This window comes from Sphaerisporangium sp. B11E5 (assembly GCF_039871875.1).
GTDB lineage: Bacteria > Actinomycetota > Actinomycetes > Streptosporangiales > Streptosporangiaceae > Sphaerisporangium.
Window position 1 is genome coordinate 1 of sequence record NZ_JBDPMD010000018.1, and the last position, 13,532, is coordinate 13,532.

The following is a 13,532-nucleotide window of genomic DNA, read 5'->3' on the forward strand; positions in this document are numbered from 1 at the left end:
ACCCCGGCGCCACCCCCGAACCCTCTCCTCGGCCCACCGCCGGCGCCACCCCCGAACCCTCTCCTCGGCCCACCGCCGGCGCCACCCCCGAGCCCTCCCCCCGGCCCGCCACTGAGGCTGCCTCTCGGTCCGTCACCGAGCCCTCCCCCCGGCCCGCCATCGGGGCCACCGCCGGATCCTTCCCTCGGTCCCACGCACCGGCCGGCGCCACGGCGGACAGGGGGGTACTGGAGATCGTCAGGGACTACGCGCTGCGCGACCCCTACGGCGGGGAGCGCGCCGCCCCCGCCCTGTCCCGGCATTTCGGCACCGAGATCCCCCCTGACCGGGTCGTCGCCGGGGCAGGCACGACGGGCCTGCTGCACAGCCTGAGCGTGCTCGCGGCCTCCGGCATCGTCCTGTGCACGGCCTACCCCCACCCCGACCTGCCCGGCTGGGCCGCCCGGCAGGGGAGCGTCCTGCGCCCCTTCGACCCCGCCTCCGGCGACGCCGCGGAGGTCATCGCGGCCGAACGCCCGTCCCTGGTCCTGGTGGAACGCCCCGGGGTCCTCGGCGACCTCCTCCCCCCCGAGCGTGTCGAGGAGCTGGCGCAGGCCGCCCACCGGGCGGGGGCCCTCCTCGTCCTCGACGAGGCCTGCGCCACCTACGCCGGCCCCGCGGCGAGCGCCGTCCCCCTGACGGCGCACACCCCCGCCCTGGTCGTGCTCCGCAGCCTCTCCAAGGGCTACTGCTGTGGCGGCCTGCGCGCGGGCTTCGCCGTCTGCTCCCCCGGCGCCGCCACGGCTCTGCGCCAGGTCGCCCCGCCCCTCGCGATCTCGTCGCTCTCCTTCGAGTACGCCCTGCGCCTGCTCTCCCTCGGCGACCTGCTCGCCCCCCTCCGTAGCGCGCTGTCCACCGCGAAACCGGCTCTCGTGGACGGCCTGCGCCGCCTCGGCGCCACGGTGGCCCCCGGCCACCCGTCCCTCCCCTGGGTCGTCGTCGACGGTCCCCCGCCGCAGGGCATCGTGGGCAAGCCCATCCGCCCGCTGACCGGCGGCCCCACGGTGACCAGGGTGAGCGTGCCGTTGTCACGGGAGCGGCGGGAGGCGTTCTCCGGCCTGGTGGGCGGGTGAACGTCCGGGAACTCGTGCGAGCGGTGTTCGACGGGTTCGACACCGGCGCCGCCATGGAGGACGTCGCGGCGGTCTGCGCGTTCGACCGGTACCAGGCCTCCGACGGCATCGTGAAAGCCGCACGGTACGTCGCGGAACGGGCCGAGGAGGCCGGGCTTCAGGAGGTGCGGGTGCACGAGTTCCCCGCCGACGGAGCGCGGCGGTGGTGGTCGTTCCGGGCGCCGATGGGCTGGAGTCCGGTCGCGGGGATGCTTCAGGGCGGCGGCGTGGACATCCGGTACCCCGAGGAGCCGTACACGCTCGCGGCGTACTCGAAAGCGACGGTGGACGGCGGGGTGGAGCTGGCCGTGACCGGGGTGGCCGGCGTCGCGAGGGCGCAGGGGGCGGTGGTGCTGCACGACGACGTGACCGTGCCGCTGCCGACGGTACTGGCGCTGGCGGAGCGGCACGGGGCGGCCGGGGTGGTCACCGAGCAGACCTCCCCAGGTGGAGGCATCGGCAGGGTCGAGCTGCGAGCGGATGGCTCACTGTTCACGTTCAGCGTCCCCCCGGGGGTGGTGTCACGGCTCGCCGACGCGGGACAGGTCCGGGTCGCCGTCACCGTCGACCCGACGGCCACCATGCCACTGGTGACCGGCGTGCTGCCGGTGGACGACGCCACGCCGATAGGCGATGCCACCGACGAGATCCTGCTTTATGCACATCTGTGCCATCCCCGGCCAAGCGCCAACGACAACGCCACCGGCGTGGCCGCGTTACTCGGAGCGGCAAGGGTACTGGCATCCCGCCAACGAGCGGCCCAGGAGCGAGCAGTCCAGGAACGACCAGCGCGGGACCCAGCGGCACAGAACCTGGCGGCACAGAACCTGGCGGCACAGAACCTGGCGCCGCGGGACCCGGCGCCGCGGGACCCGGCGGCACAGGACCCGGCGGCACAGGACCCGGCGGCACAGGACCCGGCGGCACAGGACCCGGCGGCACAGGACCCGGCGGCGCGGGGGCGGCGCAGGAGGGTGCGGTTCGTTTGGGGGCCGGAGTTCACGGGGATGGCGGCGTACCTGCACGAGGTGGCCGAGCGGGTGCCGTTCGCCGCGGTGAACGTGGACATGGCCGGGGAGGACCAGCGGGTGTGCGGGGGGCCGCTCATCGTGGAGCGGTGCGCCGACCATCTGCCGGCGTTCGTGAGCGCGCTGGCCGAGCACGTGGTCACGGTGTTGCCGCAGGCGGCGCGGTCGTACGCGGGGACGGTGGAGTGCGACACGTGGGCGTGGCGGGCCACCCCGTTCGTGGGTGCGTCGGACCACAGCCTGCTGGTGGACCGGGCCGTCGGGACGCCGGTCGTCACGCTCGGGCACTGGCCGGACCGGTTCAACCACAGCTCGGGCGACACCCTGGACAAGGTGGACCCGGCGGAACTGCGCCGTACGGCGACGGTCGCCGCCGCCACGGCCGCGGTGCTCAGCACGGCCACCGCAGCGGACCGCCCCGAGCTGGAGAACATCACGCTTCAATGGGCGGCCGCACGGCTGATGGAGTGCGTTCCCTGCTCTCCCGGCACTCCTTTCTCCCCCGTCTCTCCTTTCTCCCCCGTCTCTCCTTTCTCCCCCGTCTCTCCTTCCTCCCCCGGCACTCCTTCCTCCCCCGGTGCCGGGCGGGCCGCCGCCCTGCTGCGGCACCGCGCGGAGGTGGGGGACGCGGCCCTCGGGTGGCTGGACGAGGTGTGCGGGGACCGCGGAGGGCCGGGGGCGCGGCAGTGGCTCGCCGGCCTGGCCGCGCACGTCGCGACGCTGCTCCCCTCCGAGGTGCCGGACGGCGTGCCGGCGGGCCGGCCGGTGCGGCGGTGCTGGCCGGGGCCGTTCAACGTGCGGGGCTTCGCGGAGGCGGCCGGGGACGCGGGCCGGGAGTGGGTGGACGCGAGGCTCACCGCCGGCCGCGCCCAGGGGTACACGCTCATGCTGGCCCTGGCGCACGCCATCGACGGCGTACGCGACCGCACGGGGGTGGCCAGGTACGCGGAGCTCGCGTCCGGCATCCCGGTCGAGAAGGACTTCGCGGAAGAGTTCCTGGACCTGCTGGTGGCGGCGGGCTGGGCCCGGGAGGATGAGGCCACGGCGCACCCCGCCGGCGCGGGAACCCCGCGTCCCGACGAGGGGGCGGCCGGAGAACCCGGAACGACACACCCCACAGACGAGGAAACCACCCGTCCCCACAACGGGACCACCGGAGAACCCGGAACGACACACCCCACAGACGAGGAAACCACCCGTCCCCACAACGGGACCACCGGGGAACCCGGGACGGCGCACCCCGCCGGTGCCGGAGCACCGCCTTCCGGTGACGGGGCGGCCGGGGGGGCGGTGCCGGGGACCACCAGACGATCAGCGAGACCGAAGGAAGGCCCGTGACGTCCGCGACTCCAGCGACACCGAAGGACGCCCAGGCACGGCCGATGCGCCGGCTGATGCGTGACCCGCGATTCCTGCTGTTGTTCGCCGGTCAGGCGATCAACATGTTCGGGGATCGGGCGCTGCTGGTGGTCCTCGCCATCTGGGTGAAGGAGCTGACGGGGTCGGACGCCCTGGCGGGTGTGGTGTTCGTGCTGTTGTCGGTGCCGTCGTTGCTGGCGCCGGTGACGGGGCTGCTGGTGGACCGGTTCCCGCGGCGGGCGACGCTCATCGTCAACGACCTGGTGGCGGCCGCCCTGGTGTTGTGCCTGTTGCTGGTCAGGGACGCGGGCGATCTGTGGATCGTGTTCGCGGTCACCCTGGGGTACGGCATCTCCAACGCCATCTTCAACGCGGCACGCGGCGGGCTGCTGCACTCCATGGTCCCGGGGGAGCTGCTCGGCGACGCCAACGGCTTGTTCGGTTCGCTCGCCCAGGGTTTGCGCATCCTCGGGCCGCTGCTCGGCGCGGGCATATTCGTGACGCTCGGGCTCGGCGCGGTGGCGATCCTGGACGCGACGACGTTCCTCGTGTCGGTGCTGGTGTTGCTGATGTTGCGCCGCACCCCCGACCTGGTCCGCTCCGGTGAGCGGGAGGAGAGCCACCTGTGGCGGGACCTGACCGCCGGGGTGCGGCACATCCTCGGGAACCGCGACCTGCGCGGCGCGGTCATCGCGCTCGGCCTGTCCCTCGGCGCGGCCGGCCTGATCAACCCGGCGATGTTCGCGGCCGTCGACCAGGGGCTGAACCGCTCCTCGGCGTTCATCGGCGTCATCTCGGCGTTCCAGGGCGCGGGGTCCATCGCGGGCGGCCTCGCGGTGGGCACGCTCATCCGGCGGTTCGGCGAGCGGCGCACGGCCGCGATCGGGTTCCTGTTCAGCGCCGTCGGCCTGCTGCTGGTCATCCCCACCAGCGAGGCCGGCATGTGCGCGGCCGGTGTCCTGGTCGGGGTGTCCATCCCGGTCTTCATGGTGGCGACGACGACGCTCGTGCAGCGCAGCACCGAGAAGGAGCTCCAGGGCCGCGCCCTCACCGCGATGGACGCCCTGATCGACATCCCGTTCGTCGGTTCCCTGGCGCTCGGGTCGTTCCTCATCCAGTTCGTGGAGTACCGCCTGGTGTACGCGTTCAGCGCGGTGGCGTTCACGGTGGTGGCGGTGTTCGTGCTCGTGCCGCGCCGCAGGGAGCCCGCGGCGGCCTAGCCCCAGGTGGCGAGCGGTACGGCCGTCTCGTCCTCGGTGAGCGCCCCGTGCTCGTACGCCAGGCCCGGCACGGGCAGCGGGAAGCGGGGCGACGCCGCGATGGCGACCACACCGCCGATGCGCTCGCGCACGGCCGGGGTGAGGTCCATCAGGCCGAGCGACGGCAGCTCCGCGGCGTCCACGACGACGGCGTGCTCCCCGAGGGCGTCGCGCAGCCGTCCGGCGGCCTCGTCGCGCCGTTCCTCGCGGGGGTACAGCCACCGCACCCGACCGGCGCCCCCGGCGGGCAGCACGCACAGCTCGGGGATGTCCACGCGGGCCCAGGCGTCCTCGAGCGCGGTGTCGCGGACGCACCGGACGTGGCCGTGGTCGGAGTGCGCGAGCACGGTCCAGCCGCGCCCGGCCCAGTCGAGGGCGTGGCGTTCCAGCACGCGCAGGGCACCGAGCGCGCGGTCGTCGTACCCGTGGCGGTGCAGGTGGAGGTCGAGGTTGACGTAGATCCACAGCAGCAGCGGCCGGTCCTCGCGGTGCGCGGCGAGCGCCCCTTCGACGTCGCGGGCCACGGCGGCGGCGAGGGCCGCGGGGTCGTCCGCCTCGGCGTCCAGCGCCGAGGTGTCGGGGTCCGGCACACGTTCGGCGCCGCGCAGCAGTGCGGTCACCCAGGGGCCGGTGAGCGTGTCCAGTTCCCGCCCGATGACGAGGGCACGCGCGCGGGGTGCGGCGGCCTCGAACACGGTGGGCAGGCCGCGCAGCGTGTCGCCGGGGCCGGGGCCGGGGGTGGCGGACAGCACGTCGCCGTCGCTCACGTCGACGATCGTCTCCCCGGTGATGACGTTGACGAGGGCGTTCTCGGCGGGCGAGCGGTAGACGGCGCCGACGACGAGGTGGCCTGGCACCGCCGCGCCGGTGACGGCGGTCATCCACGCCGTGGCGGAGGTGCTGGGGAAGGTGGAGTTCAGGACGACCGTCTCGGCGGACGTCCAGGTCTCGGCCGCCGCGCGTGCGGACAGGCCGTCCACCGCGAGCACGACGACGCCGCGGTCCGCGCGCTCCAGCGCCCCGAGAATGTGCCCGGGGACGGCACGCAGTGATAGCCGGGGATGCGGGCGGACAGCACCCCCGGACACCATCCTGCGGTCATTCACCCGTTACACCACAGCAGTCCCGAAAACCCGTTTCCGGTTCCATGCCCAGGACCGTGAACGAACCGGGCGGGACCATTCTCGATCAGTAGTTCGGCACGCAGTCGGTGCAGGTGGTGCGGAACTTCATGACCTGAACGGCCTGCCGGGCAGCGAGCATCTTCTGGACGAGTTCGGGCGTGAGCATAACGGGGGTTTCGGTTGTCGTCCTCGTCAGTTCGGGCGTCATTAGAGCCTCCTGTCGTGGGAATACACCGCGCTGCTAGTAAAACGCTAACACAGCGTAAAATATGCGTAGATAGCCGTCAACCATGAAACAACCGGACACTGCATCCCGGCCATTAAATGCACTGTTTCCCCCAGGTCCGCCCTGGCGCCGCCACCACAGGCGCGACCCGATCGAGGCCGCCGGCAGCAGGACGAGGACGCTCCCCACGTACCAGAGGCCGCTCCCCCGCGAACCGGTCGCGCGGGCGGCACCGGCAGGTCGGAGTCGGCGGCGCAAACGAGGGGGACGCTTCACGGACCTGAGCGAGGCACAGGCGACCACGGCGAGACGATTGGCGGACGGCACCCGGTCCAGGCGGGCCGTCACGGTGTAGCGGCCGGCCTCTCCGGCGGGCAACGCGCGCCGCCAGGTGACGCGGCCACCGGAGACGGTGCCATTCGTCGTGGCGGCGACGAAGGCCGGTCCGGGCGGCAGGGTCCGACTGAGCAGCAGGGAGGGTGTGCGCCCGCTCCCGCCGTTGCCCACGTCGATGGTGCAGGTGAGGCGGTCGCCGCGCTTGACGCCTGGTGGCCGTTGCCGATGGCGATGGCGATGCGCAGCGCGTACGGCTGCTCCGGCGGTTCGAGGCGCCGGCGTGCGCGGCCGGGACCGGCGTCAGGGCGAACGCCAGGGCGAGGGACGTCAGGGGACGGGTGGAGGTGCGACGGAAGGTCATGAGAAGGGTCCCCGTTGGCTGGGCGGCGCCCGCGTTCCACGCCACGGCAGGGCGGGTCGGGGGGAGCCGGGGCCGGTGCCGGTGCCGCTCCGCCGCGCCGTACGCGGGAATCCGCGGGTCGTCGCTACTTCGGCGAGTTCTCCGGGAGTTTCGGGATCAAAGGGTGGTGACGACGTAGTCCAGAATTCCGATGCAGGTGTCCGGGCGGAGGAACGGAATGGTGATCCGGTAGTCGTCGGTGACGGTGTCGCCGGCGGGGCGGCGACGCGGTGTTCTAGGTCGCCACGGTCACGGGGGTGTCGGTGGACAGGTTGACGAACGACCCTACTGCGCGGGGCCGAGACCTGCAGGCTCGTGCCCGGGATGACGTCGGTGTTCCGGGGATCGCCGGGGTCAGATCGGGTGTGCGGGGATGACCGTGACGGTGTGGCCGGTGATGTTGCCGGTGGTGAGCAGCATCGTCACCTGGGCGGTGGGGGAACCCCCGGCTCACCGGCCAGGGTGATGGACGCGGTGAGCGTGATCGACGAGGTGACCTCGACGTTCACCGTGGTGGAGCCGGTGCCGGTGTCCGCCCGCGCCACCGGCTCCCGGGGCCGGGCATTGCCCCAGCCGCCAGCGCAAGGCCGGCACCTGTAACCCGCGAATATCTGGTTCTGGACATATTCCCCGTGCGAAAATAGCTCGTCACGATGACCACCCGCATTTCCTGCGATAGACCTCCCGCTTCAGCACACCGCGGAAATCGAGGAGATCGCCTGGCATGGCCATTTCGACGGACGGCAAACCGGCGTCATCGCCTGCCGGCGATATAGCCGACCGTCCCTGAATACCTGCCGGACGGGGCAAATCGGAATATCCACCTCAGGTGAGGCACACACGGCGTTGGTCCCGGACTTGCCGCTCGGCAATGCGGGGCTGGCCACCGGGTACGCCGGGTCGATGGTGTTGTCCGCGAAAACTGCTGGAACAGCCTCGTACCCGGCGCCGGCGGGGGACCCGGGAGGGCGACGAGCGCGCCCCAGAGCAGACCGGCCAGTGCGGCGCGCATTTCCAGGCGGCGGACCGGTGACGTCCGCGCGGCGCGGGTGGGAAGGAGCCGACCAGAAGCGGGAAGGAGCCGGCTAGAAATGGGGACCGTCCTCGCGGTCGCGTGTGACGGCGGCGGCCGCGGTGCGGCGCCGGCGGCGCAGGATCCAGAAGAGGGACAGCGCCGCGAGGGCGGCGAGCGGTATCGCCATCAGGTGCAGCGGGAGGACGACGATGCGGGTGGAGGCGTGCGTGCCGCCTCCGGGGCCGGGGATCGACACCGTCGCGCGGCAGACGCACATCAGCGGCGGTTCCCAGCTCGTGCTGACCTCGCGGACCGAGCCGCGCAGCACGGTGAAGTCGGGGAACCGCACCACGTCGTCGCCGACCCGGGCCGTCAGCCGCCCGGCGCCGCGGAAGTCGCGGTGCACCGTGCCGAAGTCGCGGACGCGGGTGGTCAGGTGCACGGGGCCGCCCGTCGTGAACCCGGGGGCGCGCAGCTCGGTCACCGCGACCGAATCGTCCACCGGTCCCGGCACGGTGATGAAGACCGGCGCGGCGATGGCCCGGTTCACCCGGGTGTCGGCCGCGTTGCGCCCGGCCGGCACCTTGAACAGCACCGCGAGCTGGTGGTCGCCGGGCTCCGGGGCGACCGGCACGGTGAGCCGCACCAGCACCCGGCGCGACTCCCCCGCCGCCAGCCGCAGGCCCACCGGGCTGACGGTCACCCACTCGGACGCGGCGTACGGGGCCCTCGGCTGGAAGGTCATCACGCCGCGCTCGTCGGTGACGAAATCGGCCTTCTCGACGGTCACGTGGAACGGTGTCCTGCCCCGGTTGGTGAGGCGGAAGTACCGGCTTGCCGTCACCGTGCCGGCCGGGATCTCCAGCCGGGTGGGGCTCACCTGCAGTGAGTGGTCGTACGGCGAAGGCTTGGCGCCGGCGGGCGCCGGGACGAGCGGCACGCACAGGACGGCGGCGAGGGCTGCCGCGCGCCGGAGCACGGCACCGTTCGATCGCGCCTGCCCGGATCGCAGCACTCTCATCCCCGTATCCCCGTCACCCCTTGTGATCAATTACGGAAAGCCTCGGGCCGATCACCACCGAGTGTCAAGAATGACCACCTGAAAGACTTCGTATGCCGATCCCCAAGCAGAACTCTTCACGCCTGCATTTCTCGACAACGGCCCCGAACGCGACATCAGCCGCCTCGACCCGCTAACCCCGCCCATTTCCAGGAGATCATGACGAGGAATTAAACGGCCAGCATGCCGCTATTTCCCCACTCGTGGGTCATGAGGGCGATCATGCCGTGATACCGGCCGAGATGGGGGTAAAACCGCGACAGCCCAACGATCAGTCGTCTGCCGGTCGATCTCAGCTTGGGGGAACATCAGTGTTCAAGCGGCTCACATCCACCCTGGCAAGTGGCGCGATCCTGTGCGTGTGCGGCGCCCTCACCGCGTCCCCCGCCCTCGCCGCCCCGCGAGGCGGCCCCCAGGCCGTCCCCCGCCAGACGGAGCTCTCCGCCGCGTCCTTCGAGGTGAGCATCGAGGTCCTCCCGCCTTCCGGCTCCACGCCCGCCCGTCCGGCCTCTCCGGCGTCCGGCACGGACTGGGGTGTCACCGAGGACCGGAGGTCGTCCGGCGACCGGCAGGGAGAACGGGTCCGTGAGCTCCTCGGCGGCTCCGTCGTGGGAGTTATGGAACACGGCACGAATTCCGGCGGCACGCGCGATTCCGGCCACCATGCCCGCACTTCGTCCGGGAAAATCGAGAAGGCACGGGAAAAGGCCGTCCCCACGGCCCGGCAGGAGAAGCCCGCGGAAACCGCACGGATTCCGTTCACCGGAATCAGTGCCCAGCGCCTCGGCGTCCTGATAACCGCGGCTTCCCTGACCCTCCTCACCGGTGGCATCCTTCTCCGCATGGTCACCCGCAGAAAGCGCAGGACCCCGGATTCGTGACGCCCCCGCCGCCATGGGTCCGCATCGATCCCTGGAACGGGTACGCGGCCCCCCGCACGGCCGCTTCGCCACGGTTGGTGAAACTTTCAGCAGCTCAGGCCGCTGATCGGCTCCGGGCCGCCGGGCCGTCCGCCCGTGCTGGTCCCCCCCGCCGACGCCACTTATGGTGACGTCAGCGGAGCAAAGGAGTGGTGAATGGCACACCGCGCAAGCTCACGATTCCTGACGGCGGCGGCACGGCTGCTGACCGTCCCGGCCGCCCTGGTGCTGGGGCTCGCACTGAGCCCCGCGGCGGCGCACGCCGACACGTACCGGACGGCGTCCTCCACCGGGTCGGGGCCCACGACGTACTCTGGGCAGACGAACGCGGCGAACAACGCGCGAGCGGCGTTGAACAGCCAGGCCCGGGCGGCCGGGGAGGTCTGCCCGTCCGTCACGACGACGACCCAGCTCGTGTACACGGCGCCGGACGGCTCCGCGTACGTCTACAACGCGACGGCTTCCGGCTGGTGCACGCCGGCGGCCGCCCCGCCGTACGTCGTGCCGAGGTCGGCCACGGCGCAGGGCGGCGGCAGCTCGTCCCAGGCCGCGCAGAGCAACGGCGCCGCGGCGGCCCAGGCGGCGGTGCTCGCCGCGGGTGTGGCCTGCTCGGGGTGGCAGTACTCCTACGCGGTCGTCTACATCGCGCCGGGCGGCGCCTGGTACATCTACGACGTCACCGCGAGCGCCCTCTGCACGAACTGACCGGCCCCGCTCAGGCCGGGCGGCCGGAGGCGGTGGCGGCGGGCTCACGGAACGGCGGAACAGGACTAGGTTCAGTTGAACCTTAAAGTGCTATTCCGTAAGAACGGACTTCGATGAACATCGTTCTGTGGGTCGTCGCCGGCCTGCTCGCCCTCGTCTTCACCGGCGCCGGCGTCATGAAGCTGATCCAGCCCAAGGAGAAGCTCGCCGCCTCCGGCCTGGGCTGGACCGAGGACTTCTCCGCCGGCGCCGTCAAGGCCATCGGCGCCGTGGACCTCCTCGGCGGGCTCGGGCTGGTCCTCCCGGCCGTCACCGGCATCGCCCCCGTACTCGTGCCGCTGGCCGCGCTCGGCCTCGCCCTGACCATGGCCGGCGCCATCGTCGTCCACGCCCGCCGCGGGGAGACCCCGGTCGTCGTGTTCAACGTCGTGCTTCTCGTCCTGTGCGCGTTCGTGGCGTGGGGACGCTTCGGCCCCTACGCCTTCTGACGCGTCAGGTCCCGAGCGTCTGCCACCAGCCGTCCACCGGCGGAGCGGCGTGCGGATCGACGGTCTCCCCCGGCCGGGGCACCACGATCCGCACGTCCCGCGCCTTCGCCTCCCGCCACAACCGGTCCGGCGGCTCGGTCCAGGAGTGCATGGCGAGGGTGAACGTCCCCCAGTGGACGGGCAGCAGGGTACGACCGCCGAGGTCGAGATGGGCTCTGACCGCCTCCTCGGGGTCCATGTGGATGTCCGGCCACGCCGGGCTGTACGCCCCGATCGGCATGATGGTCAGGTCGAACGGCCCGTGCGCCGCCCCGATCCCCGCGTACCCCTCGAAGTATCCCGAGTCCCCCGCGTAGAAGACCCGATGCCGCTCCCCCGCCACCGCCCACGACCCCCACAGGGTGTCGTTCCGCGTGAAGGCCCTCCCGGAGAAGTGCCGCGCCGCCGTCGCCGTGAACCGCAGCCCCGCGACGTGCGCCTCCTCCTCCCAGTCCAGCTCGATCACCCGCTCCGGCGGCACCCGCCACCGCTCCAGATGCGCCCCGATCCCGAGCGGCACCAGGAACGGCGCGTCACCGAGCCGCGTGAGCGCGCGCACCGTGGCCAGATCCAGGTGGTCGTAATGATCGTGCGAGATCACGATCGCGTCGATCTCCGGCAGTTCCTCCAGCTCCACCGGCAACGCATGCAGCCTCCTCGGCCCGAAGAACTGCAAAGGCGACACCCGCCGGCTCCACACCGGATCGAACAGGACGTGCCGCCCCTCGATCTCCACCAGCGTCGTGGCGTGCCCCATCCACACCGCCCGCAACTCCCCCGAGGTCCCGGCCGTGGGCGCCCGCAGCGGAACCGGCCCTCCTGGCCGCCGAGCCTCACGTTGGGTGAACAGATCCCGCCAGAAACCCTCCGGCGGCTTACTGGGCGCGAGGGTCCGCCCCGGCATCGGGTTCACGAACACCCCACCGTCGAACAACGCCGACGCCCGCATCCGCTCGGCCCGCGCGCCTCCGGCCGTCAACGGCCGCACCCCGAGCTCAGCGGGCACGTTCCGCAACGCCCACCCCGCCGCCAGCAGGGCCCCTCCCGCCAGCACCCGCCGCACCACCCGACTACGCGCCATCAGCCCGCCTTTCGCAGCTCCGAGACACATACACGATATATCGCGGCATGGGTACCGGGCTGCGTTCGCCGTCCCGGGGCCTCGATACGGCACGGCGAAGTAAGGGGACCTGTCATGGACCGAACCTGAGGGTCAGCCGTCTTACCTGGTCAGAAGCCCTGAAGAGCTGAGGTCCGGCGCGTTCGCCGGCATGGTGAGGGGAAAGGCACAGCCCGACCGCGCCCGAACCGCTACCCCGTGCCGCCGAGCGGAAACCAGGCGACTTGTGGCGTTCTGTCCGCCAGATCGTCCTGCCTGGCCGCCCCGGTGCCCGAGGTGTGACGCTCACTCCGGGTTCAGGAGACGGTCCCCGAGGGGGGTGCGGTAGTAGAGGACGGACCGGCCGGAGCGGCGGCGGTCGATCAGGCGGGCGGCGAGGAGGACCTTCAGGTGGCCGCCGACCGAGCCGAGGCTGTGGCCGGTCAGGGCGACGAGGTGGGTCGTGCTCCGTGGTTCGCCCAGGTGGGCGAGGATGCCGGCGCGCACGGGGCCGATCAGGGCGCGTACCGCGGCGGGGGGCGCGGTGCCCGCGCGGACGGGCGGGGGCGTGGGGTTCTCCCCGGCGCGGAGGGCCGGAGGGGCGGCCAGGAAGCCGGTGCAGGGGTAGATGATCGCGTAGCGGTGGGGGGTGTCCCAGGTGACCCAGCCGTGGGTGGTCGTGGTGGGGATGAACAGGAGTTGGGCGTCGTCGGCGATGTGCCTCGGCGGGTTGTCGTAGGGGTTGATCCGCAGACGGCCGTCGCCGAGCCAGCGCAGGCCGGGGCGCAGGCCGGCCAGGGCGGCGGCCCAGCCGCCGGTGCCGAGGTGGCCGGTGCGCGAGACGATGTCGGCCTCGAAGACGCGGCGCAGGCGGGGCCACTCGGGCTGGACGGTGGCGGTCCAGACCCATTCCAGGAGCGCGGCGGCGCGGGCGGGCAGGTCGGGGACGCGGAGCTCCGCGGGGAGGGGGGCGCCGACGGCGACGGCGAGGTCGGCGGCGGCGACCTCGGCGGGGGTCTGCCGGACACGCCGCAGTTCGTCGTGGAACGTCCGGTCGTCGTCCCGCGGCGGGGTGATGAGGAAGTCCGCCAGCCACGTGGGACGCAGCGCCGCCCAGACCAGCAGCGCCTCCACCCGGTCGCCGTCGAGCCGCTCCCGGTACGCCGGGCGGTGTTCCCTGAGCCACGCCTGCCGCCCCGGAGCCGCCCGTCCCTTGTGCAGGGCGTTCAGGGCCGCCACGGTCTGTGCCAGCGGCGACACGGTGAAACGGCTCCCCGCCAGCACGTCCGCGCCGACCCGCCAGATCCCCATGGTCCCTCCCTC

The 13,532-nt window shown here is 72.7% G+C and carries 12 protein-coding genes; 6 read left to right on the forward strand and 6 right to left on the reverse strand.

Going from position 1 to position 13,532, the window contains the following annotated elements; all coding sequences use genetic code 11:
* From ABGB17_RS18135 to ABGB17_RS18145, 3 genes are all read left to right on the forward strand, one after another.
* Positions 1–1,112, forward strand: a 1,112-nt coding sequence (locus ABGB17_RS18135; RefSeq protein ID WP_347630929.1) for an aminotransferase class I/II-fold pyridoxal phosphate-dependent enzyme, incomplete at its 5' end; no start/stop codon positions are given.
* Entirely contained in the window at positions 1,109–3,517 is a 2,409-nt protein-coding gene (locus tag ABGB17_RS18140; RefSeq protein ID WP_347630931.1) for a DUF4910 domain-containing protein, read from the forward strand. The genes ABGB17_RS18135 and ABGB17_RS18140, both read left to right, overlap by 4 nt.
* Entirely contained in the window at positions 3,514–4,758 is a 1,245-nt protein-coding gene (locus tag ABGB17_RS18145) for an MFS transporter (RefSeq protein WP_347630933.1), read from the forward strand. The genes ABGB17_RS18140 and ABGB17_RS18145 overlap by 4 nt, the downstream gene beginning before the upstream one ends.
* Here ABGB17_RS18145 and ABGB17_RS18150 read toward each other — a convergent pair.
* The 4 genes from ABGB17_RS18150 to ABGB17_RS18165 all read right to left on the reverse strand — a co-directional run bounded on the left by ABGB17_RS18150 (position 4,755) and on the right by ABGB17_RS18165 (position 8,919).
* Entirely contained in the window at positions 4,755–5,903 is a 1,149-nt protein-coding gene (locus ABGB17_RS18150; protein ID WP_347630935.1) for an alkaline phosphatase family protein, read from the reverse strand. The genes ABGB17_RS18145 and ABGB17_RS18150 overlap by 4 nt on opposite strands.
* A gap of 82 nt (positions 5,904–5,985) precedes the next feature.
* Positions 5,986–6,129 carry a hypothetical protein gene (locus tag ABGB17_RS18155; protein WP_347630937.1) on the reverse strand — a complete coding sequence of 48 codons (144 nt, stop codon included), beginning with the start codon at positions 6,127–6,129 and terminating at the stop codon, positions 5,986–5,988.
* Positions 6,130–7,305: 1,176 nt separating this feature from the next.
* Positions 7,306–7,428, reverse strand: coding sequence for a hypothetical protein (locus ABGB17_RS18160; protein WP_347630938.1), 123 nt, complete (start codon positions 7,426–7,428; stop codon positions 7,306–7,308).
* Positions 7,429–7,968: 540 nt separating this feature from the next.
* Positions 7,969–8,919, reverse strand: a complete 951-nt coding sequence (locus ABGB17_RS18165) for a hypothetical protein (protein ID WP_347630940.1) — start codon at positions 8,917–8,919, stop codon at positions 7,969–7,971.
* Between the two features lie 656 nt (positions 8,920–9,575).
* Between ABGB17_RS18165 and ABGB17_RS18170 the strand changes: the two genes are divergently transcribed.
* The 3 genes from ABGB17_RS18170 to ABGB17_RS18180 all read left to right on the forward strand — a co-directional run bounded on the left by ABGB17_RS18170 (position 9,576) and on the right by ABGB17_RS18180 (position 11,071).
* Positions 9,576–9,839, forward strand: a complete 264-nt coding sequence (locus ABGB17_RS18170; RefSeq protein WP_347630942.1) for a hypothetical protein — start codon at positions 9,576–9,578, stop codon at positions 9,837–9,839.
* A gap of 195 nt (positions 9,840–10,034) precedes the next feature.
* Entirely contained in the window at positions 10,035–10,583 is a 549-nt protein-coding gene (locus ABGB17_RS18175) for a hypothetical protein (RefSeq protein ID WP_347630944.1), read from the forward strand.
* A 113-nt stretch (positions 10,584–10,696) separates the two neighbouring features.
* Complete coding sequence (locus ABGB17_RS18180; RefSeq protein ID WP_347630946.1) at positions 10,697–11,071, forward strand: DoxX family protein; 375 nt, start codon at positions 10,697–10,699, stop codon at positions 11,069–11,071.
* A gap of 4 nt (positions 11,072–11,075) precedes the next feature.
* On the opposite strand, the gene ABGB17_RS18185 is transcribed toward ABGB17_RS18180, so the two are convergent.
* Entirely contained in the window at positions 11,076–12,191 is a 1,116-nt protein-coding gene (locus ABGB17_RS18185) for an MBL fold metallo-hydrolase (protein ID WP_347630948.1), read from the reverse strand.
* 324 nt (positions 12,192–12,515) lie between these two features.
* Complete coding sequence (locus tag ABGB17_RS18190) at positions 12,516–13,520, reverse strand: transcriptional regulator (RefSeq protein WP_347630950.1); 1,005 nt, start codon at positions 13,518–13,520, stop codon at positions 12,516–12,518.
* Positions 13,521–13,532: the final 12 nt, after the last annotated feature.

Excerpts from the sequence above, each read along its gene's own strand:
- ABGB17_RS18175 (WP_347630944.1), top strand. The coding sequence starts at position 10,035 with ATGGCACACCGCGCAAGCTCACGATTCCTGACGGCGGCGGCACGGCTG.
- ABGB17_RS18185 (WP_347630948.1), bottom strand. The coding sequence starts at position 12,191 with ATGGCGCGTAGTCGGGTGGTGCGGCGGGTGCTGGCGGGAGGGGCCCTG.
- ABGB17_RS18190 (WP_347630950.1), bottom strand. The coding sequence starts at position 13,520 with ATGGGGATCTGGCGGGTCGGCGCGGACGTGCTGGCGGGGAGCCGTTTC.
- ABGB17_RS18155 (WP_347630937.1), bottom strand. The coding sequence starts at position 6,129 with ATGACGCCCGAACTGACGAGGACGACAACCGAAACCCCCGTTATGCTC.
- ABGB17_RS18180 (WP_347630946.1), top strand. The coding sequence starts at position 10,697 with ATGAACATCGTTCTGTGGGTCGTCGCCGGCCTGCTCGCCCTCGTCTTC.
- ABGB17_RS18170 (WP_347630942.1), top strand. The coding sequence starts at position 9,576 with ATGGAACACGGCACGAATTCCGGCGGCACGCGCGATTCCGGCCACCAT.
- ABGB17_RS18165 (WP_347630940.1), bottom strand. The coding sequence starts at position 8,919 with ATGAGAGTGCTGCGATCCGGGCAGGCGCGATCGAACGGTGCCGTGCTC.